This window comes from Vibrio sp. 1557 (genome assembly GCF_033340175.1).
Taxonomy (GTDB): Bacteria; Pseudomonadota; Gammaproteobacteria; order Enterobacterales; family Vibrionaceae; genus Vibrio; species Vibrio alginolyticus.
The window spans coordinates 18,115-42,451 of record NZ_JAWOVZ010000012.1 but is presented as its reverse complement, the minus strand read 5'-3'; the positions used below and the strand labels follow the sequence as shown (position 1 = coordinate 42,451).

Genomic DNA, 24,337 nt, shown 5'->3' with positions numbered 1-24,337 from the left:
TTCCTTCACTTGGTCCCTAGCGTTAATCTGACGGTTGCGTTGTATATCATTGTTATTTTGTATTCGTTGTTGGTGCCGGTGATAGTAACGCCTCCAACTCTTCTGGTGTTAGAATATCACTGATGTTTAACATATTACTTTCATCATCTAGCGCCATCTTTGTACGGCTAAGTAAGTACCTTTTTTGAGTTGGTGTTAGGTCTTTGAGAGACTCAATCAACTCCCTGAAATTGCTATTATTCATTGCCATATTTCCCCCAGTTAAGCCTTGAATTTCTTTATTGCATATTCTTCAAGTAAGCGAAGATTTGTTGATTAATTGCAGCTAGCTCTTTAGTAACTATAGCTATATCTGAGCTATCTGGCGCTGTATCGTTTCTGGTTTTTTCTTCTATTCTTTGAAACGCAATGACCGCGGTGTCTTCTCCGAAACTCTCTAGAATGCCCTTTAAACTATGAGCTAATAGATAGAGTTCTGACCAACATCTGCTTGCATATAGCTCATCTATACGCTCTATATCACTCGTGTGATCTTCAAGGTATGTAGAAAAAACAGTGACGATGAGATCTACGTCGTTATCCATGTATGTATTGAGAACATCAAAATTAATCATGTATACCCCTATTAAACGTTGAGGTAGAGGAATGTTTCGGATAATGAAGGCTTAGCCGAAGGTATGAATGGCATAACCAGTATTTGAGCAGAAATAGTTTGCTTGTCGCTTGAGATAAACTTACAAAAAGAAAGTCATTGTTAAAGATATTTTGACTTATATCCAAACGGCAATGGTCGAAATGTTCCAAACGGCAATGGTCGAAATGTAGGGATGAAAAAACTTCAACTCGCGTGTTTTTAACACAAGTAGCAAAGGGGACGTTTCCACGTAAAACGCCGAGTCGGTAAGTGTCTTGCAGTCCTAGTTTAAGGCTATCGTTACATACGGACGCCAGACGTTCGCCAACTTTGACTATTCCTTCAGTCAAGGCTAACTCTCCTCATTAAGTACAAGTATAAACTAGCAATCTAGTTGCATATTGGCAAGTAATCTGCGGCAAAAAAGGGACTCGCGTCCCTTTTGTATTACTAGCTTTGCTTAGAGTCCTGTTCTATTTGCTTCATAAGCTCGTTGGCTTTCTTCATAGCGCGTCTTGCGCTTGAAGTCCTTCGCTTATTAAGTAGTATATCGGAGAAGCGTAAGTATTTATCAGCAGTTTTGAATCTTAAATCGTTAACATCCTGAAAACCAATAGGAAAGTTTTTCGAGAACAGATCCACATCCTTCACCAAGTTATCGAGATGAGTTGTCGTCCTTGCCTTTTCTAGGCGAGAATAAAAGTTTTCAAACTCTTCTTGGAACAGGATTCTAGCGGCATCTTCTGGAAACGGTAGAGGGCTGTTGGAATCTAGCGCTGTCTCATATAATTTCATTTCCAGCACTGCATCTTTCATCGCATTACTTATCTGTAAGTTCTCTTGATGCTCTTCTACGTTTGAAAAGAAGGTGTTCCCAACCTTAATAAGAGCAACAAGTGCAGCTGCGTCTTTCTTTTGGAGTGCTTCAGTGAGGTGCTGACCGAAAACATCGCTAGATAACGAACTTGGCGTGAAAGGATAACCTTGATGAATCTGATTTAACTCATCCTTGAGCTCATAGATGGATTTACTGCCATCTTCTTTACTGTACCGAGACTTTTCAAGTTGACTGTTGATTTGCCTTGCTATCGAAAGTAACGTGGAGTGCTTGCTTGACTGAATATCTAAGGCAAGAACTTCTATTTTATGTGAGTCAGGGTAGTAGGTTTTTGCTTTATCAAGTATGGACTCAATTTCATCATAATTCGGGTAGTTGTTGGCATCAGAATTCAAAACCTGATCAATTTCAGATTCAAACTCGCTGAGAATATAGGTCTTGTGTAAGCGTAATAAGCCAGCCTTAACGACTGGATGTAAGCTTTTTTCACTATCAATCAGTGCCAAACTTTTTTCTGCTGGCGTATCAAGCTGCCACTCTTGTCCGGCAATTTGATCATTTTGCTTGCTAATAACGGTTTCCAAATTGGTGATGGTTTCTTGTTGCTGCTGATAACCAAATACAATGCCGCTAACTAATAATATACTCGCTGCCGCGCCGCTAGCGATAGGCCAATAGCGCATATTCAATTTGCGTTTCAACTGCTCAGGGGTCAGCTCGTTCGGAATGATGCCAGTTGAAAATACGCTTGAAAATATTGGCCACTTAGATGCAGGCATGTTAGTTGGTTTAGAGACCTTGATCTTCTTTTTGAGAGCTTCATTAACTGGAGTTCTTGCGTAAGGGTGTTTGCAACTCAATAGCTCGTAAGCAATACAAAATAGAGCAAACATATCGTCGCTTAAGTTCGGTTCCTTACCGGATAACAGGTTGAGTGATGCATAGTTGGGAGTATAACCAAGCGTTTCAATATTTTCGGATTTACGTTTAGCCGCATATTGATCCTGCTTTAATTGATGAGTTTTAGAGACACCAAAATCAAGCAACTTAACGTTACCCTCAGACGTTAAAATCACATTAGCGGGCTTTAGGTCGGCGTGCACTACACCAAGAGAGTGAGCATATGAGAGTGCATCGAGTACCTGATTTAGGATTGATAAAGTTGCATTAAACTTCAGCCCATGCGGCCTAGAACGCTGTATTAAACTCTCTAATGTTTCTCCGTTAATATACTCCATAACTAAAAAGTATATTTCGCCATCAACACCAAAATCAAAAACCCTAATGATATTAGGGTGGCTTAACCTTTGAGTTTGTTGAGCTTCACGTATTAACATACGTGCAGTCTCTGGTTGAGAAGCAAACTCTTTCTGTAATATTTTTAACGCAACGTAGGGTGTTTCTGAACCTGAAGATTCAAGAATCCTATCTTTAGCTAAGTAAACATCGCAAAGCCCACCATGCCCAATAACCGACTCAATTTCATACCGATTTTTAACGGTCGCTCCTATTAAGCTTTCGTTAATAACATCTTTGTTATTATTTAATGAGTCATCTTTATTGTTTTTTTTCTTATTAACTAACGGAGTGTTTTCTTTTTGAGACAGTTTTGTATTTGTTTCATTTTTATTTTTAACGGAGGTTTCATTATTAGTGAGTTTGGTTGATTTAACTGCATTGTCTCGTTTTTGAGTCTTTACAATTTTAGTTTTATCTCCGCTTTCTTCGTTATTTATAGAATTGTTTTTATTACTGTCTTCCATCACAAGAACTCCGTATAAATGATGGGGGAATATATACCTTTCTGCTCAATGAAAAGTCATTATGTTAGAATTTCTCGGCCAAACTAACATTCGTTTTTTTATTGATGAAAGTCTAAGTGTCAAAAATTTGAACTTGGTTGGATAATTAAAATTGTTGAACAATACGTGATTGCTTTGATAAAAAAATGATTCATTATTCCGTGCATGATTTTCAATGGCAGTATTAAGATTTTTATTAATCTTACTGTTAATAAGAAAGTAGTTAATAATAAAATTAAAAATAATATCTAGCAGGTCTTTGGCGAGGTTTACATGAAGTTGGTTTTAACCATAACAAGTTTTCACAAATTTACTCCAGAGATTGAGAGTGAGTTCGTGTTTGAATCAAGTGATGAACATGCCAAGGTTACATTTGGTAGGTCTGAACAATGTGATTGGACACTACCAGATCCTGAAAGAGTGGTATCCGGAACCCACGGAGAACTGATTAAGTTTGGTGGCAAATACTTGATAAAAGACCTCTCAACTAATGGTACTTTTGTAAATAATGCTGTAACTCCTGTGGGTCAAGGAAATGAAATAGCACTAAGCGATGACGATATGGTTAGCTTAGGGGATTATCAAATTTCAGTTTCTATTCAAACAGATACAGATGTATTCAGTCTTGAGACAAGTAAAAGTCTTTCTAGCGCACCCCCTGAAGTAGTCTCAAGTCCATCGGAAGCAGAATTTGTTGACCTAGGCCTTAGTGCTAGTGAACTCTTAAACGAAAGTGTTCCTTCTGACTTTCAGCTAGATATTGGTTTAGTCGATGATTTTATTGATATCCCAAAGCCCGAAAAACAGAGCACCGTATCTGAAACTTTACCGAAAGTTAACCGACAATCAGACCACCTATCGACTCCCAACTTTGATACCAATGGGGGTGAACTTGCGGCTTTTGTTAGAGGGGTGGGTATAGATCCAATGATGATTCCCAGCGATAACCGAGAGGAATGGTTCGAACAACTGGGGGAGTCATTTTCTTTGATGCTAGTTGGTTTAATGGAAACACTGCATAACAGAGCAGTGTTTAAACAAACAAATCGACTTAGTCATACCGCATTTCGTAAGTCAGAAAATAACCCTTTAAAGTTTTCTGCAAACTTAGAAGATGCGATTCATAACTTATATAACCGTCAAACCGCTAGCTTCTTAAAGCCAAATGCAGCCATTAAAGAAGCATTTAATGACATCGAAAGTCATGAGCAAGCCTTAATGAAAGGTGTTGAAGGTACGGTTTCGAGTGTTATGTCACTTGTTGAACCTACTTCTATATACTCAGATGCTTTAGCGAAAGACACGGTTATTAATAAGGTTATTCCAGCTAGGAAATATGCTCAAAGTTGGAAGAGGTTTGAGGATATTCATGAAAAGCTATCCGATGATATTATCAATAAAGAGTCTCCGTTCTATTTAGAAGACTTCGCTAAGCACTATGAATTAGCATTAAAAAACAAAGGCTAGGAATTAGGGTGATGAAAAAGTTTTACCAATATATTTTGTTATTAATTTCAATAGCTTTATTTGGGTGCTCAGCAGCGAACCTAGTTGTTGATCCATACTCAGATTTAGAAATAGCAGCAAGTCATAACATTAATCCTGATTCAAACGGCAGGCCTTCTCCTGTAGTGGTGTATGTATTTGAATTAACGTCAAATACCATTTTCGAAAGCCAGGACTTTTTTTCTATTTATGAAGAAAGTGAAAAAGTCTTAGGACCTGATTTAGTGAATAAATATGAAGTTTCATTAACTCCAGGTCAGAAAGAAACATATCAAGCAAGTATGTCTCCAAAGACAGAATATTTAGGCATTGTCGTAGCGTTTCGAGATATTGAAAACTCAAATTGGCGACAAGTCATTAAAGTGGATAAGACCGGTTACAACACATATCAAGTATTGTTAGAAGATCTGTCTTTGGTCGTTAAATAACGTTTAGTTGGCTAATTATAAATGACGCAATACTCCAAGACGGCTTGGTGCGAAGGAATGTTTTTACGTCCCCAGCACTTCCAACAACAAGAACGCGCAACCTCTCAAGAATTCAAGGGCTTACATCAGTTAGGTGGGGCTTACAATTGGGGAGTTTGGAAATGTCGAGTAAAAAAACACGCGCTAAAAGATGGTCTTATTGAACTTGAGCATCTTGAAGCTGTTTTGCCAGATATGACGTTGGTTAATACGTTAATATCCAACGATTCAGTTTCGCCTCTACTTATTGATAAAAACACTGAAAATACGTTAGTAAAAATAACTCTCCCTCTTTCAAGTGTTACAGGTAAAAACGTTTCGGATGTAAGCGAATCGATCGTCTCTCGTTATGTACTTCAAGATATCGACGTGATAGATAACCTTACAGGACAAGATGAAGAAACCATCCAAGTTGCAGCCCTTAACCTAGAGTTGAAAGCGAGTAATGACAAATTAGCGGGTTATGTGGAGTTACCTATCTTAAGGATCAAAGAGGTAACTTCTGAAGGGGAAGTTATACTAGACGATGAGTACGTTCCTCCGCTTATCAACCTCCTTAGCGACAAAGTTATGTCAGCTTATCTACGTAACGTTATCGCGATGACAAAGATGCGTGCTGACGTTATTGCACAGCGCTTGATTAAGGGTAAATCTGCATCGGCATCTGCTGTTGATTTCATCATGCTCCAAATGCTGAACCGATATGAGGCGAAGTTAAAGCATTTCAGTGAGTTAGATAGGTTACATCCACTGGAATTAGCGACGACACTTAAAGGTTACATTGGTGAGTTAGCCACTTTTTCTAATAAAACTAAAAGAGTCCCAAGTTTGCTTGCGTATGATCACTTAGATGTATCAAGTGTCTATAGCGAGTTGAATCAGATACTCAGTCAGTACCTCAGTGTTGTCCTTGACCAAACTGCGACCAAACTTCCGTTGGAGCCTCGCCAATACGGTATTCAAGTGACGCCGCTTCCAGATAAACGCTTGCTTGAGTCATGCCAATTTGTGCTAGCAATTAAAGCAGACACCACAACAGATGAAATAAGACGCCTGGTCCCAGCGCAACTCAAGTTTGGCCCGGCAGAACAGATTCGCGATCTAATTAATAATCAGATCAACGGTATAAACGTAGTGCCGTTGAGTGTCGTCCCGAGACAGATTCCTTACCAAACGGGCTATGTTTATTTCGAAGTTGTCAAGAAAGGGCCATTTTGGATGAGGCTAAAAGATAGTGGCGGTATTGCGCTTCACCTATCAGGGCATTTTCCGAATGCTGAACTTGAGCTTTGGAGTATTAATCAATAGGCGCGCTCTGTATGGAACAAACGATAGTAAAACCAACACCGGGTGGAAGAGCACCCGCATCGAAACCACAATCAGAAAAGTCTGTGGATAATACCGTAGTTATCTCAAAAAGTCCTGAATTGGTGAACAATGATTCAGTGGTCGCTTATGGGAATAACTCTCTACTAGCAGAGGCGAATGGCCTGTTATCTATTATCGGTCAAATTCGCTCGACAGCGACTCATTCCGATCCGTTGTTTCTAAAAGAGACATTGGCACAAAAGCTTAGAGATTATGAGAACCGATTACGTCAGCATGACGTTGATTTGGATACCATTGATACAGCTCGTTATTGTTTATGCTGTTCACTAGATGAAGTTGTCCTTAACACCAATTGGGGTGGGAATTCATTCTGGAGTCACGATTCATTACTTAGCTCCTTCTATGCTAGCAGTCAAGGTGGGGAAGCGTTCTTTAAGCATCTTGATAAGTGCATGGCGAAACCAGATGTGAACTTAGATTTGCTTGAACTAATGTATGTGTGCTTATCTCTCGGGTTTCTGGGTCAATACCGTTTAGAAAAAAATGGACTGGAATCGCACCGGAAATTGAGAAGACAGGTTATTGCTACTCTTAAGACTTATGGGAGAGGAGTCCCTCAGGAACTAAGCAATAGTATCGACCAACACATTTTGAATGGCTCAAAGGCTTCTGATAGAGCTCCTCTTTGGGTTGTATGTTCTGTAACGGCGGCACTATTGGTCTGCATATATATGTATTTTAGTTATGAGCTAAATAAGGCATCCAATCGCACCTTTTCTCAATTAGTCAATTTGATTCAACCGCAACAACTTAACCAAGATGCAACGTCAGAATCAAAATCAGCGCCAATTGCAGAAAAGATTTCAATGTATCTAGCAACTGAGATCGGTAAGGGGCTAATCAATGTTGAGCCGCTGCAAGACAGGGTAAGAATTTCGTTAAAGTCTCAAGATCTATTTGAATCAGGTAGTGCTGATGTTGTCGCTTACATCCAACCCGTTATTTCTAAGCTTGCGAGAACATTGGAGTCGACCCAAGGCAAGATCATTGTTACTGGTCACACCGACGATAGGCCTATTTTCACGAGTAAATATCCCTCGAACTGGCACCTATCATTAGCTCGAGCCACTGCTATGTCTGAACAACTGATCTCGAATAGTGCATTAGAAGGGCGAGTGATACCCGAGGGATTGGGGGATGCAAGACCATTAGTTGAAAACAGTAGTGATGAAAACCGAGCTATTAACCGCCGGATTGAAATCGACCTTCTTGTCGCGAATTAATAATAGGTAGATAGAGATGCGTATTAAAGAAATTGGCAGAATATTTACTCAAAGATGGTTTCTCGGTCTTATAGGTGTCGCTGCTTGTTCTATTTTCATTTGGGTTGTTGGTCCACTTATTGCGATAGCGGGATATGAGCCCCTAAAGAGTGACTTTCAACGGCTAGTCACTATTCTAGTGTTGGTGTTGCTTTGGGCGATATTTAACGTTACCAAGCAGCATAAGCAAAAGGTGAAAGAAGACGAAAGTATTCAAACGTTGCTTGAGGTTGATAGCCTATCAGATAAAGAAGCGGCAAGTGAAATTGACTTAATGCGCGAGCGTATTGAGCAAGCTGTCAAAGTAGTGACGAAAACACACAAAGGCAAGAGAAGCTTGTATGACTTACCGTGGTATGTGTTGATTGGCCCTCCTGGAACGGGGAAAACAACCGTATTAAAGCAGTCGGGGTTAGAGTTTCCATTAGGAGACAGCCTTGGCTCTGACTCTATTGCCGGTGTAGGTGGCACTCGCCACTGTGATTGGTGGTTTGCAAATAAAGCAATTCTTATAGATACGGCTGGCCGGTATACGACACAAGACAGTCAAGAAAAGGTCGACTCTAAAGCGTGGCATGGTTTCTTAGGATTGTTGAAAAAGTATAGAACGCAAAGACCAATTAATGGTGCGATTGTTACGATAAGTTTAGCCAGCGTGATGTCTCAGACTCGAACCGAGCGAAGTCTTCATGCTCGAGCAATTAAGTCGAGACTTCAAGAACTGAAAAACCAGTTAGGCATGCAGTTTCCGATTTACGTATTGCTCACCAAAATGGATTTAGTTGCCGGTTTCAATGAGTTTTTTGCCGATTTAAGTAAGGAAGAGCGAGAGGAATTATTTGGTTTCATGTTCCCTCGTGAAGTGGATGATGAAAGAGGCGTTATTTCTCTATTCAACAAAGAATTTCATGGCATGTTGGAGCGCCTTGATGCCCGTATGCTTAGAATACTTGAAACAGAGGACGATTTAGATAAACGCGCGCTTATCTTTGAATTTCCAAAGCAATTAAGAGTGCTACAAGCTAATCTTGACGAGTTTTTAGCTGAAATTTTTGCACAAAACAGTTTTGAAGAGCCTGCCTTGATTCGTGGTGTGTTTATGTTGAGTTCGGTTCAAGAAGGCTTACCAGTCGATAAGCTGATGAATGAATCAACCAATGGACTTGGGTTAAATCGTTTAGCTCTAGCAAAGAGTCAGACTGGTTCTCATAGTTATTTCGTAAAGAATCTTTTTGACAAGGTTATTTTCAAAGAGCAACTGTTAGGAACAGTTAATCGTCACTATCAAAAGCAGTCAGGTTGGATGCGTCGAGGTGTTTACATTGGATGTACAACGCTACTGCTAGGAGCTTCTGCGCTTTGGTTTATGAGTTATAAGTGGAACTCACAGTTAATTGTCGATACCAATGAACAAGCGAGCCATATTGATGCAATGATTGGCGCTCAAAGTTTAGATTTTGAAGCGGATATTGTTTCAGCTGTAGAAACATTAGATAGGTTGATGACGCTTCCTCTCGGAAAGCAAAGCGACTACGGTGATGCCGACTCTGTAAAGAGGTTTGGTCTCTATCAAGGAGACAAAGTGTCTCAGGCGGCAAACAATGCATATTCTGATGCTTTGACCCAATATTACGCCCCTCTGCTTCTTGATAGCTTGGTGTCAGAAATGGAGAGCAATCAACAGCATCGTGAGTATTTGTACGAAACGTTAAAAACGTATTTGATGTTATTCAATCCAGACAAATATCAACAAGATGAAGTGTTGGCTTGGTTTAACTTTTATTTCGAACGTCAATATCCGGGTGAGCTAAACGCAGACTTAAGAAGACGTTTGCTACAGCACACTCAATATTTATTAGGCAACGATGGACAAGGCTTTACTTACAACACTGCTGCCGTGACGAGTGCTCGAGAAGTGTTGACTCAAATGTCTCTACCTGAACGTGCTTATCAGCGAATGAAAATACAATTTTCTAAGAGTCATGTACCTTCATTTCGCTTGACTGATGTATTGGGACCTAAAGGGCTTGAGCAGTTCGAGCGAGCTAGTGGAAAACCGCTATCACAAGGCATTTCGGGTTTCTACACGTACAATGGTTTTCATAGCATTTTTCAGATTCAGATCAACCGTACAGTAAAAAGCCTAATGGAAGAGAACTGGGTTTATGGTGACGATCTTAAGGCTCATGAAATTGATCAAGATAGTGCCATCCAAGGCGTTCAGTCTCGATACTATCAAGATTATGTTAATGAATGGAAAACGTTGATCGAAGATATTCAATTGAAGCAGGCTCCGAGCCTAGAACTTGCGACAGAGCAAGCGAGGGTTTTATCTGGAGTTGAAAGACCAATCGAATCTTTGTTGAGAGCAATCCAAAAAGAGGTTGCTCTATCAAAAGTATCATTGTCAGAAAATCAAAAAGCCGCTTCTGAAGTTGCTGGTAAAGTTGCCAAAGTTAAGTTTTCAAATACGGCAGATAGACTAGACATGTATTTACCTGAAGAAAACGGCTTCAATGTTGCTCTGCCAGGTAAAGAAGTCGAATCGCATTTTTCAGAGATCTTACGCCTTGGTGAGCAAGACTTTGATGATATTCAACAAGCAATGGTTAACTTGCGTTCGTATTTAAGTGACTTATCAAGCTCTGGTAACAATCAGAAAATTGCCTACAAAAGTATTTTAGATGGAACCGTTACACAAGATGTCGCAGCTTCCTTCGCTCGTGCTAAAGAACTTTTGCCGAGACCATTTAATCAATGGCTAGGTGAGCTTTCTCAAGAGTCGGTTAAGTTTGCGGAGAGCGGTTCGAAGGATCATCTAAATCAACTTTGGGTAACACAGGTGGTCCGCCCTTATCAGCGGACTATTGCTGGCAGATATCCATTCGAGCCCAACGCGAGCAGAGAAGTTAGATTGAAAGACTTTAAGCGATTCTTTGGTTATGGAGGTACGCTTGACGCATTCTTCCAAGAATACCTCGAACCGTTTGTGGATACTTCGAAAAGTCGTTGGCGATTAGAAAAGGAAATTGGAGTTCGTCCAGAAACACTAATGGTCTTTCAAAGAGCGCAACGTATCAGGCAGTCTTTCTTTGAATCTGATAATTCATTACGCGTAGAGTTTGGGATGAAGCCTGTTTATCTAGACCAGCACATTACTCGATTTGTCTTAGAGTTGGGTGGACAAGATTTGGTTTATAAGCATGGACCAGCAAGAGCTAAATCGTTGAGTTGGCCTGCCGGTCAAGATCAGACTCGAATTGTGTTCACACCACCTGAATCTAAACGCGAAATTGCGCATACCTATGAAGGTGAGTGGGGCATATTCAAGCTTTTGGATCAATCACTTAAAGCAAGGCCAGAATCGCGTAAAGACAATATAGTTATGATTGATTTAAAGGGAAATAAGGTGCAGCTAGAGCTTATTCCTTCTAGTGCCATTAATCCGTTTTGGTCAAATGAAATGGAGAGGTTCAGATGTCCACGAACCTTATAACATCAGGCTGGGGCTATATCGGTAAAATGCCTGCAAAAGGGGACTTTGTGAAAGATGGTTTATCACAAGATTTCTCGGAGCGTTGGCATGATTGGCAACAGGCGGTTATTGCAGTCAGCAGGGAACAACTGGGTGAAAGCTGGAATGAGCACTTTTTAACGGCTCCTGTGTGGCACTTTGCTTTGGATATTAGCTATTTAGAAGACTCAACCTACATTGGTAGCATGATTCCTAGTGTTGATGCATGCGGTAGATACTTTTTCTTTACTATAGCTCGTGCCGTAAAAGGTGAAGCTGCGCAATATTGGGGTGACAGAGCTTGGACCGAGGACAGTGCCGCTCTTGCTCTTTCAGTACTTGAGGACGACTTTGTCTTTGATGTTTGGCATAAGAGTACTCAAGAAAAAAATGACCTCGTTGCGAATGTAACAAGTGAAGTGAAGCCTCTAGAGTTTCTTTATCAAAGCCAAATATCTACAGTTTTTCATGATCACGGCAATACTGATCAAAACACGCTTTTGAATTACCTCATCAAAGAAAAATTGAGTAAACCATGTTTTTGGTGGACTGAAGGTTCAACGAAGGTTGAACCATGCATGTTCATTACTAGTGGATTTCCTTCAATTGGTCAGTTTTCAGCCATGCTTGATGGCGGCTGGAAAAAGTGGAATTGGTAGGATAGAAGAATGAATTGGAACTATTTTACCTTTGCTAAATCGCACGCAGGAAAAGTACGCCCTTATAACGAGGATGCTCTGTTGGATATGACAGAACAGCATATTTGGGTGGTTGCCGATGGAATGGGTGGACACAGTGCTGGCGATATAGCAAGCCAGATGCTAGTGGATAGAGTCGCGCGCCACATGCAGGATGTCTCCAATACTAATATCGATGATATCCGAAGAGTGGTTCAAGAAGCGAACTTAGAAATTTACCAATACGCACAAAATCACTTAGACGGTAAAACGATGGGAACAACACTTGTTTTGTTGTTTATTCAGGATGGGTATTACCACTGTCTTTGGGTGGGTGATAGCCGAATTTACCAGCTTAGAAGTGGTAATTTTGTCCAAAAAACACGTGATCATAGTCAAGTCATGGACTTAGTGGATCAGGGCTTATTGGCATTTGAAGATGCCGAATCGCACCCTCTTGCAAATGTTATTACCAGAGCTGTTGGGGTCGACGAAAGTGTCACTATTGATCAAGTTTCAGGGCAGTTGGCTGACGGCGATCAGTTTCTACTCTGTAGCGATGGACTCTCTAAGGAACTTACGAGTGATGAAATTCATCGGACATTGTATGCAGACTCAGTCAACCAAGCTGGATTAGCGCTCATGCATTCGGCTTTGGTTCGGGGCGCAAGTGATAACGTAACTTGTGCTTTGATCAAAGTTCGCCAAGCGCAAACGGAGTGCGAAACAGTAACTAGAGAAGACGCGACGATACCTGTCTTTCTAAGAGGGAGAGCTTATGAGTAATGAAATGTTTGATTGGTATGAACAAGCGTTGGCTCCTATATCTCAAGAAAATCCTACAGGTATTGATCCTAGAGAGGATGTATCACCACAGTCTGCTTACTATCGGTTGAAAGATCAGCGTATGGCCGCCCGCAACGCTGAACGTAATGCTCTTATAGAAGAAGAAAGTATCTATACCCACAGTAATTTATGGCGAGTATTTATTGAAGATGTCCCAGAAATACTCACGAATCAGTCTAAAGATTTGGAATTTGTTGCCTGGCTTATAGAAGCCCTAACTCGATTGTATGGTTTTCGTGGTATGGGCGTTGGCTACAAACTCGCAACCAGTTTAATTGAGAACTTTTGGGATGATCTGTACCCAATGCCTGATGAAGATGGTATTGAGACAAGAATATCGGCGATTATTGGCCTCAATGGTATCGATAGTGAAGGAACACTTATTTTTCCAATTGCTTGTATACCATTGACTGACTTAGGCGTGGAGCAAGCTTATGCCTATTGGGAATATCAGCAAGCTATAGAGCTTGAGCGTTTAGACGAAGATAAGCGCCGAAATCGAGTCGAGCTTGGGGCTGTTGAGCTATCTGAAATTGCAACTACGGTTAAGTCGACTTCTGATACGTTTTATCGAGAATTAATCACGGATTTGGAGTTCGCTACGGAATCATTTAATGAATTCAGTCAGCGATTAGATGAAGCGGTCGGTGATGTGACTCCTAGCTCTTATATATCAAAAAGACTTGAATCAATACACTCGGCATTAAAGCACCTTCTTGGAGATCGTTTTAATCAACCACAAGCAGTGATTGAAGAGCTAGAGGATCTTGATGAATCTTCTTCTGAACAACCGTTAAGTGCACAAAGTTGTGATGCATTATTAGCGACAAACATGAAATCACGAGAGCAGGCAATTAGACAATTGCAGCAAGTAGCTGATTTCTTCCGAGAGAGTGAACCTCACTCACCAGTTTCTTACTCCATCGAACAGATCATTCGTTGGTGTGGGATGCCTCTGCCGGAGTTACTGGCGGAACTTATCTCCGACGGGGATGCAAAGAAAAGCTACTTCCGTTTGGTTGGCATAGCAGAACAAAATGAAAATTAATAAAGGGAGAATGGTATGACGAGTATCCACTCGAAACTATCACGAGTACGGAAGCCTCGTGTCCACATTACCTATGATGTTGAAACTGAAGGTACAACTCTTAAGAAAGAACTGCCTTTTGTTGTAGGTGTAATGGGTGACTTCGCTGGTCAAAACACAGAAGCGTTGAAGCCATTAAAAGACCGCCGTTTTATTCAGATCGATCGAGATAACTTTGACGATGTACTCAAAAAAATGAATCCATCGGTGAAGTTTAAAGTTGCGAATAAGCTTGCGAATGACGATTCACAGTTTGAGGTCGATTTAAACTTTAAATCAATGCAAGACTTTGAGCCTGCTGCGATCGTAAATCAAGTTGATCCACTACGCCAATTGATGGAAACGCGTAATAAACTGCGTGATTTGATGACAAAAGTTGACCGCTCAGAAGAGCTTGAAAATATCCTAGAGGATGTTTTGAACAATACAGACAATCTGGCAAGACTTGCAGGCGAGTTAGATCTTGGCAAGAAAGCGAAGTCAGACAGTACTGAAGGAGCGGAATAATGACGACTGAAGCTGAAAAACAGTTGGATCTAACTGTTAATGAACAGACAACTTCATTCTTAGATCAAGCTATTGGTGCGACTAAGCAGACCGAAGCTTCTCGTGCTGAGGAGCTGATTAAAACGCTCGCTGAAGAAGCAATGAAAGGGACAGTTACTTGGAACAAAAACCTAACAGTAACTTTTCGTGAAGCGATTAATTTGCTCGATAGGCAGATTTCTGATCAGTTGTCTGAAGTAATGCATCACCCAGAATTACAGAAACTCGAAGGTTCTTGGCGCGGCTTAAATTATCTAGTGATGAATTCAGAGACCAGCTCTACTCTGAAAGTTCGCATGATGAGCATGACCAAGAAAGAGCTACATAAAGACTTGAGCAAAGCTGTTGAGTTTGATCAAAGCCAGATCTTTAAAAAGGTTTACGAGTCTGAGTTTGGTAGTGCTGGTGGTGAACCGTATGGTGCATTGATTGGAGACTATGAGTTTACCAACCACCCAGAAGATATTGAGTCGTTACGCCTAATGTCAAATGTAGCGGCTTCTGGCTTCTCTCCATTCTTGTCCGCGGCTTCACCAGCACTATTCGGCTTTGATGAGTGGACTGAGTTGTCAAAACCACGCGACCTAGATAAGGTATTTGAATCACTAGAATACGCCCAATGGCGTTCGTTCCGCGAGAGTGCCGATTCGCGCTTCGTTAGTCTGACGATGCCAAAAGTCCTTGCTCGTTTGCCATACGGACAAGCTACCGCTCCAGTCGAAGAGTTTGGGTTTGAAGAGTTCGAAGTAGATCCTGTTTCAGGTATTGCTGTTAACGCTGAACATAACGACTACTGTTGGATGAACTCTTCGTATGTTCTTGGTGTTAAGTTAACCGACGCATTTTCAAAATATGGATTTTGTACTGCCATCCGTGGTGCAGAAGGCGGCGGTCGAGTGGATAACTTGCCAACGCATTTCTTCATGAGTGATGATGGCGACCCTGATATGAAGTGCCCAACAGAGATTGGTATTACCGACAGACGTGAGGCGGAGCTTGGTAAGCTTGGTTTCTTACCGCTTTGTCACTACAAAAACACCAACTATGCAGTGTTCTTTGGTGCGCAAACCTGTCAAAAACCAGCGAACCATGAATCCCCTGAAGCAACGGCCAATGCGGCCATTTCTGCCCGCCTACCTTATATGATGGCAACATCTCGTTTTGCGCATTATTTGAAAGTAATGGCTCGAGATAAAATTGGTAGCTTTATGGAAGCAGAAGACGTTGAGTCTTGGCTGAACCGCTGGATCCTAGGTTACGTCAATGCTTCTGAAGGCGGTGGTCAAGAGATCAGAGCGAAATACCCTCTAGCAGACGCTCGTGTTCAGGTTAAGGAAATTCCTGGCGCACCTGGTTCTTACAATGCCGTAGCATGGCTGAAGCCTTGGTTACAAATGGAAGAACTGACCACATCTTTGCGACTTGTGGCAAAGATCCCTCAGTCAGGTGGATAAGAAATGAATTGGCTGGTCGAAAGGCCAGCCATGACCAATCTTTATGTTCTAGATGGAATTAGCAGTGTCACTTAACTTTCGCGACCCTAGCAAGCTAAAACATGAGTTCAGTACCGGAGGCTATGCTGAACTTGATAGCCCGTGGTTGACTCGATTCAATGAATCTTCTGATCTTGTAGCGTCAGCGCGAATTTGGCTAGAAGGTACACGTTCAAGAGATTTGGACAGCTTTCGTCATAGTGTGATGAACACAATTAACCGCATTGATGAGCTATTAGAATCTCAACTAAATGAAATATTACATCATCCTGAGTTTCAACAGCTCGAAAGGGGGTGGGTTGGAGTTAGGTATTTATGTGAACAGGTTGATTCTCGTTCATCGGACTCTGTAAAAGTTAAGGTTTTAACGGCGACATGGAATGAAATCAGTAAAGATGCTTTAAAAGCCATCGAGTTTGACCAATCAGCACTATTTAAGTTGCTCTATCAAAATGAATATGGCATGGCAGGGGGAGAACCCTTTGGTGTGGTGGTTGGAGATTATCAGCTTCGCTGTGATCCTAGTAAAAATTATTTTGATAGAGATCTGTCTGTGTTGAGTAAGATCTCTCAGTCTGCAGCTGCAGCATTCAGCCCATTTATCATGTCTGCATCGCCAGAGATGTTTGGTGTTGATAGTTTCGCTCAACTCTCTGCGATAAGAGATATAGCAGCCCAATTTGAACAGGAAGATTATGCAAAGTGGCGTAGTTTGAGAGATAACGATGACGCTAAATTTATTGGTTTGACTGCACCTAACGTCTTGTTCCGTCAGCCATACAAAAGTGATGGCTCGCGGAATGATAAATTCAATTTTCAAGAACACATCTACGACTCCAACCGAGATTTGCTATGGGGGAGTAGTGCGTACTGTTTTGCTGCTGTATCAATTAGAGCATTTCAGGAACATGGTTGGTTCACGCATATGCGAGGGATTAAACAAGGCGATTACAGTCAGGGTATTATCGTCGCTCCTACAAGGAGCACGATGCGTGTTAATGGCAAGAATGATCGTGAAAGATGTCCGTTAAACTTGAAAATCACTGAGAGAAAAGAACAAGAATTGTCTGAGTGCGGTTTTATTTCTATTTCTCCAATACCTGAGACTGATATGGTAGGGATGACCTCGAATGTATCTCTCTACAAGCCCAAACAATACGCAGAAAAGCATATTTCAACGAATGCAAAACTGACATCGATGTTGCAATACACATTGTGTGTATCGCGAGTCGCACATTATCTCAAGGTTATGGGGCGTGACAAAATTGGTGGGTATCAAGACGCAGAAAGCCTAGAGCGTGACTTTCAACGCTGGTTACACCAGTACACTACCGCATCAGATGAAGCGTCTGATGAGCTTCGAGCTAAATACCCCCTAAATGAAGCGAAAATTACAGTTCGAGAGAAAAGAGAAACTCCTGGACATTATTACTCAGTTATCCATTTGCGACCGCATTTTCAACTCGATCAAATGGTATCTAGCATTAAATTAATTACCGAATTATCACCAGAGCACATGGTGTAAGGAAATAACAATGACTCAATGGAAAAATGCTTTGTCCCAAGGCCTATTGCAACACGCTCTAGAGCAATTAACTGATGAAATTAAAGCAACACCTAAAGATGCGAGCTTGAGAAGTTCCTTCATTGAGCTTCTTTGCATTGATGGGGACTTCGAGCGTGCGGACGCTCAGCTCATGCAATCGATTAAATTGTTTCCTGAGTATCTGCCTGGTGCAAGTCAGCTACGACATTTAGTGAAAGCAGCTCAAGCTAGAAAGGATTTTATCAATGGTGCGGCTAGTGCCAAAGTAATAGGTGATGAGGAATTAACTAAAGAGCTTGTTCGATTTAATCTTGCTCTCGGAAATCAAGAGTACGAAGAAGCGTCACGTCTATCGCATCGCATTGAAGAGCATCGTACTATTAAAGGGTTTAACGTAAACGGCACAAACTACGAAGATGCTAGAGATATTGATGATCGTTTAGGTGGTTACATTGAACTGTTTTCTACAGCAGGTAACTATTTTCTTGTACCCATATCGAGCATCCATACGCTAGAAGTTAAAGCACCTACTTCTTTGTTAGAGAGTATTTGGCGACCTGTCGAGTTTGATATCGATGGACTTGGTGAAGGCGAAGGCCATATGCCGTTGACATATGTTGACTCAGAGACCGATGCGCAAAAGTTAGGTCGAGAAACGGATTGGAAGCAGATTGGTGAGCAAGAATCTTTTGTTGGCTTGGGTCAAAAATGTTGGTTAGTCGGTGATTCGGCGCTTCCAATCTGTGATTTGACTACATTATTAGAACAGAAACAAATAGCGTAGAAATATCATGTCGTTAACCGTTTCTCTGCTCGACAAATTGATAGATAGTGATCCTCTCACTCGAGATGAGAAAGACTTCCCTGCAAGCCAGCAACAGATGTTGAGCAGCTTACTTAGAGATCTAGAGTCGATGCTGAATAGTCGTATTGGATGGAAAAACATTCCTGATGATCTTTTAGAGGTTCGTTATTCAATATTGAATTATGGGCTGCCAGATTTTTCCTCAATGCCCTATAGCAGCCAAGAAGGGCAGAATCAGCTTTGCGACATCGTTCATGATGCAATTAAAGAGTTTGAGCCGAGGTTAAGGAACCCTCATGTCCAGATTTCAGACGAGAAAAACGCTATTGATAGGGTATTGAGGTTACAGATAAATGCCACTTGCTTAATTGATAACAGTATTCATGAAGTGCGATTCAATTCTGAAGTAGAGCCGGTAAATTTAGGTATGAAACTGAGTAGAGCAAAATGAGTGAAGAGTTTCTCAAGTACTATAATCGCGAGTTAGCTTATTTGCGTCACAAAGGGCAAGAATTTGGGGAGCAGTATCCTAAGATTGCTGCGAGACTTCGTATTAGTGAGGAACAGGTTGACGATCCGCACGTAGAAAGATTGTTAGAAGGCTGCGCATTTCTAACAGCAAGGATTAGACAAAGCTTAGACAATAGTTACCCTCAATTTACAGAGTCTTTGATGGGACAGTTATATCCTGATTTTCACGCCCCAATCCCGTCAATGTCAGTCATTAAAATGAGCTGTTCTAACTCCACTTCCTCTTATTTTGATGTAGAAGAAGGCGAGCGAGTTGTTATCGGTGCTCCTGGATATCATGAGTGCGAGTTTAGAACTTGTTATCCGGTCAGAATGTATCCTGTTGATGTGACCTCTGGCGTTTTTAAAAATGCGCCTTTCAAGCCAGTTGGCTCACGATGGGAAAGCAATGCTCATTCAGTTTTGAAAGTACAGCTCACGGCTCAAGATGAAGAGACTCCTCTTGGTGAAATGGGGGCAGAACGGCTGCGCTTCTATTTAAACGGTCAATCTCAATTGACTTTTAAGCTCTACCAAATGCTGTTTCAAAACCTAATTGGTTTATCTGTTGTTGTGGATGGCAAAGAAGTTCGTCCTTTAACCAAAAGGCATCTTTCTGAAGTGGGATTTTCAGAAGATGAGAAAGTTGTGCCATACAGTAAAAGAAGCTTTTCAGGAGCAAGATTACTTGTTGAGTATTTGCACTTTCCTGAGAAGTTTATGTTCTTTGATATCATCGAACTTGGATTATCAGAGCTAGATCTTAGAGAGCAAGTCGAACTGTATTTTTACTTTGATACCAACGATGACTGGCTTCCAAAGCAAGTGGACGAAGAAAGCTTAATGGTAGGCTGTGTGCCTGTGATCAACTTATTTAAAAGTATTATGGAGCCTAAGCGTATTCTACCAACTGAATACGATTACCACTTGTCTCCACAATACCAAGAAGCTGAAAGTAATGAGGTTGTCTCAATTTCTGACGTAACGTTGAGAAACTGGAACAAAACGTACCACAATTTGCCATGTTATCACGCTGGTGAGCACACGCATTATACGAACACTAGTGAGATTTATTGGTTGATGAGACGTGAGGATAAGAACTGGGCTGGTGGGTATGATGAGCCCGGTAGAGAAACTTACATTTCTTTTGTTGATAAAAAACATCAATTGTTCAGCCCGGATAGCCGGGAAAACTGGTTAATGTACGTGGAAGCTGAGTGCTGTAACCGCAACTTAGCGCAGAAACTTCCATTTGGAGGTGGGCTGCCGCAAGTATCTTTACCGGAGGTAAATGACAATTTCGAATCTGTTCGTTGTTTAGTTTCTTTATCAGAAACCATTCGGCCAGAAATGGATGAAAGCACACGATGGCAGTTAACTAAGCTTTTAACTTTAAACCATTTTACCGAGGAAGATGGTTTAGCAACTTTGAAGCAGACCCTTAATCTCTATGCATTTTCTGGGACAGCAGAAACGAAAGCGGTAATCGATGCTTTAACTAAGTTAGAGTTTGAGCCTACTACAGGAAGAATTAGTCAGAAAGGTAAAGCTGGATTTGCGCACGGTATAAAAATTATTTTGACGGTTTCTGATCAAATTTTACCTAAAGAGCAGATCTTTCTCTTAGGTAGTGTTTTATCTGTTTACTTCTCGCAATATGCTGAAATTAACATTTTTACGCAGTTAGAAATAAGACTTAAGTCCACGGGAAAGTCTTTCCATCTATGGCCCGCATTAACTGGTGATAAGGTGTTGCTATGAGCGCGGAACAATTTTATCGAGAATTAAAGCAACATCCATTGTTTGAAGCGATTCATCTTATTGAACACGAAGTCCTGCAAGCAGAGGCGCAAATAGGAACAGATGCGTTACCGAAGCATGAAAAGCTAAACTTAAAGGTTAATCCATCATTAGGTTTTGAAAATGCTCAGCTTTGTGAACTGAAAAATATAGATGACAGCAAGTTAGAGATTGAGACCAATTTAATTGGCCTAACGGGTGAGCAAGGTGTGCTTCCCCAGCACTATAGTGAATTAGCTTTACATCGCCAAAAAGAAGGCGATACGGCTATGGTGGACTTCTACGATATTTTCAATCATCGCTTATTATCTCTTTATTATCGATGTTGGCAATTGAGTCAGCTGACTGTTCAGTCTCGTGCGCATGCGCAGGGCGCGCGTTCTCCGTTAGAAAGCTGTAAATCGGCATTAACTGGGAAAGGGAGTTCACTGTCCCGGCACTATGGTGGTGTGTTTGCTTCACCAGTGAGAAGTAAAGGTGGACTAAAAAGTATTCTTGAATGTTTATCTGGATGCCAAGTAAAAGTTCATGAATTTCAAGGACAATGGTTACACCTTACGAAAGAAGAGCAAACACGCCTTGCATCCCGAACTATGCCTGAAGGGCAGTTTGCTCAACTTGGTTTAGGAGCGTCTTTGGGTTCGAAAGCATGGAACATCAACGCGGGGACAACAATAGAATTTCTGCCAAAAGATAAACAGCTAGTTAGTAAATTGCTTTCTAACCAACCCAATATAGCAATCATTAAGAACGCTGCTTATGAGTTGATTGGAAAACATAAACAACTGAAGTGGCAGCTCACCACCAAACATAGTTTGCTACCACAAGCTTGTTTATCGAAACAGCAGGGGCAGTTAGGTATTGGTTCTGTGCTTAAAAAACACGAACGTACAAAAGATCGAACTATAACAATTACTATTTAAAGGAAATGTAATGGCTTCACTCTCACTTTCAGCGTTGGTCGAAAGATTGTCTCCTCAGGCTAAGGAAACGCTTGAACAGGCAGCTGCTATGGCAAGCTCCCGAACTCATCACAGTATTGAAATGTCTCACTGGTTAATGATGATTATCCGCCATCCTGACGATATTTACTCTGAAGTTTTTGACGAATTTGATGTCGATAAAATCAAGGTTGAAACCGATATTCAAAAGGCATTAGAAAAATACAAAACAGGATGCCAGTCGGTGCCTGGGCTATCAGCTCATACGGTGACTGTTATGCAAAATGCCTTGTTGTCTGCAACCATTGAATTCAATCAAGAACAGTTGGGGTGCATCCATCTTTTATTTGCCTACTTGTCTGATGATACGTTAGTCAACATGGCTGGTTCGATTAGTCCTGAACTAAACAAGATAGAACCATCTCGCTTATTGAACTTTAAAGAAAGTAATGCGCCTCAATCAAGATCGAATGACTTAGCGCAGTCAAACGCGAATTCCGCCTTGAATCAATTTACAACAGACCTTACTGAGCAAGCTAGGGAAGGTAAAATAGATCCGGTGATTGGTAGAGATAATGAAATTCGCCTAATGATCGATATTTTATTAAGACGCCGACAAAACAACCCGATTCTTACGGGAGAAGCTGGTGTTGGAAAAACAGCCGTTGTTGAAGGTTTGGCGCAAAAGATCATTGATGGCGATGTACCTCCTGCTCTGCAAAATGTGGCAATTAAGTCTCTGGATTTGGCGTTACTGCAAGCCGGCGCAGGCATGAAAGGTGAGTTTGAAAACAGGCTTAATAACCTTGTTAAGGAAGTAAACGACGCTCCACAGCCTATTATATTGTTTATTGATGAAGCTCATGGCCTAATTGGCGGTGGTGGGCAAGCGGGCCAAGGTGATGCGGCGAATATTCTGAAGCCAGCATTAGCGAGAGGTGAACTCAGAACGATCGCAGCAACAACGTGGGCAGAGTATAAAAAGTATTTTGAAAAAGATGCAGCTTTAACTAGGCGTTTTCAAGTCGTAAAGGTTGATGAGCCTGCCCCTGAACTCGCGATCGAAATGTTACGAGGCTTACTTGATGTAATGGCACAACACCACGATGTTCATATCACTAACCAAGCTCTCAATGCAGCGGTCCAACTCTCAGCTCGATACATTAATGGTCGTCAACTGCCAGATAAAGCGGTTTCTGTTTTGGATACGGCCTGCTCTCGAGTTGCGTTAAGTCAGTCATCTACACCGGGAGGCCTAGATGCGAAAAGAAATAAACTTAAAGCAAAGCAAGCTGAGTATGAGCATCTTAGCCAAGAGAATCGGCTAGGAGCATCTCTTGATGTGCAGCTGCAAAGTGTCCGAAAAGAGATTGATGCGCTATCTAATGACATTATTGAATTAGAAGTACTTTGGGAAAAAGAAAAAGAATGGGTAAGTGAAGCTAAGTCACTTAGAACCCAAATAATCCAGGAGGGTTCTGAGACTGCGAGAGACAAGTTACAAGAGCTTGAAAATAACCTCTCCGCTAACTCACAGCCCTTAGTTTTTTCGCATGTAAATGAAGCGCTAATCGCAGAAGTTATTTCGGATTGGACCGGTATACCGTTGGGTAAACTTCAGGATGATGAAATCCAAGCAGTATTGGGTTTGAAAGAAAGTTTGTGTAAGCGAGTTGTCGGGCAGGATCACGCTTTAGAGCTCATGTCTGAAGTGATAAAAACCGCGAGTGCGCAGCTCACGGATGAGACACGACCAAATGGTGTATTTCTCCTGACCGGACCAAGCGGAGTGGGTAAAACCGAATCGGCTTTGGCGATTGCAGAGAAAGTGTATGGTAGTGAAGAAAATGTCACGACTATCAATATGTCGGAATTTAAGGAAGAGCATAAAGTCTCATTGCTATTAGGTTCTCCTCCTGGTTATGTCGGTTATGGAGAAGGAGGTGTACTGACTGAAGCTGTTAGACGTAAACCTTATAGTGTAATTCTCCTCGATGAAATGGAAAAAGCGCACCCTGGTGTTCAAGATATTTTTTATCAGGTATTTGATAAAGGCTCAATTAAAGACGGTGAAGGTCGAGATATAGACTTTAAAAACACTATTATTATTATGACCGCGAACACAGGGACCGAAACGACGATGTCTTTGTATTCTGATCCTGATTTAGCTCCTGAGCCGTCAGCACTAAAAGATTCTTTACGCGATGATTTGTTGGTTGACTTTAAACCAGCATTTTTAGGGCGTGTGAATGTATTACCTTATTTGCCTCTATCAAGAAAAGTATTGATAGAAATAACAAAATTAAAGTTGGATAAAATTACGACTCGTATTCGTAAGCACTATAACGCTGACCTATTTTTTGATGAGGAACTAATTAATGATATTGTAGACAATAGCAATGAGTCTGGGAGTGGTGCGCGTGTGGTACAAACAACCATAGAAAATACATTGCTTCCGAAGATTTCTCATGAAATATTGCATGCAATTCTTAATGATAAGACGTTTGATGAAATTATTGTTAAAGGTACAACTAGTGGACTTGATGTCTCAATAGTTTAACATCCTTTACACTCTCAATAATAATTGGGAGTTGGTTCATATTAACTATTATTTTTTATAAAAAACGCTTAAATTAAATCTTATTTAAAGATATAACAGGGCGTATTTAAAATG

19 protein-coding genes are annotated in these 24,337 nt (G+C 41.1%); 16 read left to right on the top strand and 3 right to left on the bottom strand.

From position 1 onward, the window contains the following. Positions 1–52: 52 nt before the first annotated feature. From R7070_RS15065 to R7070_RS15055, 3 genes are all read right to left on the bottom strand, one after another. Entirely contained in the window at positions 53–244 is a 192-nt protein-coding gene (locus tag R7070_RS15065; protein WP_025767706.1) for a hypothetical protein, read from the bottom strand. A 34-nt stretch (positions 245–278) separates the two neighbouring features. Then, positions 279–614, bottom strand: coding sequence for an Hpt domain-containing protein (locus tag R7070_RS15060; protein WP_017820226.1), 336 nt, complete (start codon positions 612–614; stop codon positions 279–281). A gap of 470 nt (positions 615–1,084) precedes the next feature. After that, the gene (locus R7070_RS15055; protein WP_213907639.1) at positions 1,085–3,235 is read right to left on the bottom strand and encodes a serine/threonine-protein kinase; all 2,151 of its coding nucleotides are present in this window, start codon (positions 3,233–3,235) and stop codon (positions 1,085–1,087) included. Between the two features lie 312 nt (positions 3,236–3,547). Between R7070_RS15055 and tagH the strand changes: the two genes are divergently transcribed. From tagH to tssH, 16 genes are read left to right on the top strand one after another with little or no spacing between them, the layout of a single operon-like run. Next, entirely contained in the window at positions 3,548–4,741 is a 1,194-nt protein-coding gene (gene tagH, locus R7070_RS15050; protein ID WP_256900026.1) for a type VI secretion system-associated FHA domain protein TagH, read from the top strand. Between the two features lie 11 nt (positions 4,742–4,752). Further along, positions 4,753–5,208 (top strand): type VI secretion system lipoprotein TssJ, encoded by a 456-nt coding sequence (gene tssJ / locus R7070_RS15045; protein WP_005375933.1) that lies wholly within the window; start codon positions 4,753–4,755, stop codon positions 5,206–5,208. A 21-nt stretch (positions 5,209–5,229) separates the two neighbouring features. After that, a complete protein-coding gene (gene tssK, locus R7070_RS15040; RefSeq protein WP_213907643.1) occupies positions 5,230–6,555 on the top strand; it encodes a type VI secretion system baseplate subunit TssK in 1,326 nt (441 codons plus the stop codon). A gap of 11 nt (positions 6,556–6,566) precedes the next feature. After that, positions 6,567–7,859 (top strand): type VI secretion system protein TssL, long form, encoded by a 1,293-nt coding sequence (tssL, locus tag R7070_RS15035; RefSeq protein ID WP_005375939.1) that lies wholly within the window; start codon positions 6,567–6,569, stop codon positions 7,857–7,859. 16 nt (positions 7,860–7,875) lie between these two features. Beyond that, the gene (gene tssM, locus R7070_RS15030; protein WP_256900027.1) at positions 7,876–11,394 is read left to right on the top strand and encodes a type VI secretion system membrane subunit TssM; all 3,519 of its coding nucleotides are present in this window, start codon (positions 7,876–7,878) and stop codon (positions 11,392–11,394) included. Beyond that, entirely contained in the window at positions 11,376–12,071 is a 696-nt protein-coding gene (tagF, locus tag R7070_RS15025; RefSeq protein ID WP_005375944.1) for a type VI secretion system-associated protein TagF, read from the top strand. The genes tssM and tagF overlap by 19 nt, the downstream gene beginning before the upstream one ends. A 9-nt stretch (positions 12,072–12,080) precedes the next feature. Next, positions 12,081–12,875: a PP2C family protein-serine/threonine phosphatase gene (locus R7070_RS15020; protein WP_005375947.1), complete on the top strand. Its 795-nt coding sequence runs from the start codon at positions 12,081–12,083 to the stop codon at positions 12,873–12,875. Then, entirely contained in the window at positions 12,868–13,983 is a 1,116-nt protein-coding gene (gene tssA, locus R7070_RS15015) for a type VI secretion system protein TssA (protein WP_085569004.1), read from the top strand. Before R7070_RS15020 ends, tssA begins: the two co-directional genes overlap by 8 nt. 15 nt (positions 13,984–13,998) lie before the next feature. After that, positions 13,999–14,529, top strand: coding sequence for a type VI secretion system contractile sheath small subunit (gene tssB / locus R7070_RS15010; RefSeq protein WP_005375949.1), 531 nt, complete (start codon positions 13,999–14,001; stop codon positions 14,527–14,529). Continuing rightward, positions 14,529–16,022 carry a type VI secretion system contractile sheath large subunit gene (gene tssC, locus R7070_RS15005; protein ID WP_085569005.1) on the top strand — a complete coding sequence of 498 codons (1,494 nt, stop codon included), beginning with the start codon at positions 14,529–14,531 and terminating at the stop codon, positions 16,020–16,022. The genes tssB and tssC (R7070_RS15005) overlap by 1 nt, the downstream gene beginning before the upstream one ends. A gap of 52 nt (positions 16,023–16,074) precedes the next feature. After that, positions 16,075–17,586, top strand: a complete 1,512-nt coding sequence (gene tssC / locus R7070_RS15000; protein ID WP_053303680.1) for a type VI secretion system contractile sheath large subunit — start codon at positions 16,075–16,077, stop codon at positions 17,584–17,586. 10 nt (positions 17,587–17,596) lie between these two features. After that, complete coding sequence (locus R7070_RS14995) at positions 17,597–18,391, top strand: type VI secretion system accessory protein TagJ (protein ID WP_005375952.1); 795 nt, start codon at positions 17,597–17,599, stop codon at positions 18,389–18,391. 7 nt (positions 18,392–18,398) lie between these two features. Continuing rightward, positions 18,399–18,863 (top strand): type VI secretion system baseplate subunit TssE, encoded by a 465-nt coding sequence (gene tssE, locus R7070_RS14990; protein WP_017635621.1) that lies wholly within the window; start codon positions 18,399–18,401, stop codon positions 18,861–18,863. Then, on the top strand, positions 18,860–20,683 hold the full coding sequence (gene tssF / locus R7070_RS14985; protein ID WP_005375954.1) for a type VI secretion system baseplate subunit TssF: 1,824 nt from the start codon (positions 18,860–18,862) through the stop codon (positions 20,681–20,683). The genes tssE and tssF overlap by 4 nt, the downstream gene beginning before the upstream one ends. After that, complete coding sequence (tssG, locus tag R7070_RS14980) at positions 20,680–21,645, top strand: type VI secretion system baseplate subunit TssG (RefSeq protein ID WP_256900028.1); 966 nt, start codon at positions 20,680–20,682, stop codon at positions 21,643–21,645. Before tssF ends, tssG begins: the two co-directional genes overlap by 4 nt. 10 nt (positions 21,646–21,655) lie before the next feature. Further along, entirely contained in the window at positions 21,656–24,223 is a 2,568-nt protein-coding gene (tssH, locus tag R7070_RS14975) for a type VI secretion system ATPase TssH (protein WP_005375965.1), read from the top strand. Positions 24,224–24,337: the final 114 nt, after the last annotated feature.

What these genes read in the sequence shown, in the direction of transcription:
- tssM (WP_256900027.1), top strand. Translation starts at nt 7,876, where the DNA reads ATGCGTATTAAAGAAATTGGCAGAATATTTACTCAAAGATGGTTTCTC.
- R7070_RS15055 (WP_213907639.1), bottom strand. Translation starts at nt 3,235, where the DNA reads ATGGAAGACAGTAATAAAAACAATTCTATAAATAACGAAGAAAGCGGA.
- tssL (WP_005375939.1), top strand. Translation starts at nt 6,567, where the DNA reads ATGGAACAAACGATAGTAAAACCAACACCGGGTGGAAGAGCACCCGCA.
- tssJ (WP_005375933.1), top strand. Translation starts at nt 4,753, where the DNA reads ATGAAAAAGTTTTACCAATATATTTTGTTATTAATTTCAATAGCTTTA.
- tssH (WP_005375965.1), top strand. Translation starts at nt 21,656, where the DNA reads ATGGCTTCACTCTCACTTTCAGCGTTGGTCGAAAGATTGTCTCCTCAG.
- tssE (WP_017635621.1), top strand. Translation starts at nt 18,399, where the DNA reads ATGTCGTTAACCGTTTCTCTGCTCGACAAATTGATAGATAGTGATCCT.
- tagF (WP_005375944.1), top strand. Translation starts at nt 11,376, where the DNA reads ATGTCCACGAACCTTATAACATCAGGCTGGGGCTATATCGGTAAAATG.
- tssA (WP_085569004.1), top strand. Translation starts at nt 12,868, where the DNA reads ATGAGTAATGAAATGTTTGATTGGTATGAACAAGCGTTGGCTCCTATA.
- R7070_RS15065 (WP_025767706.1), bottom strand. Translation starts at nt 244, where the DNA reads ATGAATAATAGCAATTTCAGGGAGTTGATTGAGTCTCTCAAAGACCTA.
- R7070_RS15060 (WP_017820226.1), bottom strand. Translation starts at nt 614, where the DNA reads ATGATTAATTTTGATGTTCTCAATACATACATGGATAACGACGTAGAT.
- tssB (WP_005375949.1), top strand. Translation starts at nt 13,999, where the DNA reads ATGACGAGTATCCACTCGAAACTATCACGAGTACGGAAGCCTCGTGTC.
- tssK (WP_213907643.1), top strand. Translation starts at nt 5,230, where the DNA reads ATGACGCAATACTCCAAGACGGCTTGGTGCGAAGGAATGTTTTTACGT.
- tssF (WP_005375954.1), top strand. Translation starts at nt 18,860, where the DNA reads ATGAGTGAAGAGTTTCTCAAGTACTATAATCGCGAGTTAGCTTATTTG.
- R7070_RS14995 (WP_005375952.1), top strand. Translation starts at nt 17,597, where the DNA reads ATGACTCAATGGAAAAATGCTTTGTCCCAAGGCCTATTGCAACACGCT.
- R7070_RS15020 (WP_005375947.1), top strand. Translation starts at nt 12,081, where the DNA reads ATGAATTGGAACTATTTTACCTTTGCTAAATCGCACGCAGGAAAAGTA.
- tssG (WP_256900028.1), top strand. Translation starts at nt 20,680, where the DNA reads ATGAGCGCGGAACAATTTTATCGAGAATTAAAGCAACATCCATTGTTT.
- tssC (WP_053303680.1), top strand. Translation starts at nt 16,075, where the DNA reads ATGGAATTAGCAGTGTCACTTAACTTTCGCGACCCTAGCAAGCTAAAA.
- tagH (WP_256900026.1), top strand. Translation starts at nt 3,548, where the DNA reads ATGAAGTTGGTTTTAACCATAACAAGTTTTCACAAATTTACTCCAGAG.
- tssC (WP_085569005.1), top strand. Translation starts at nt 14,529, where the DNA reads ATGACGACTGAAGCTGAAAAACAGTTGGATCTAACTGTTAATGAACAG.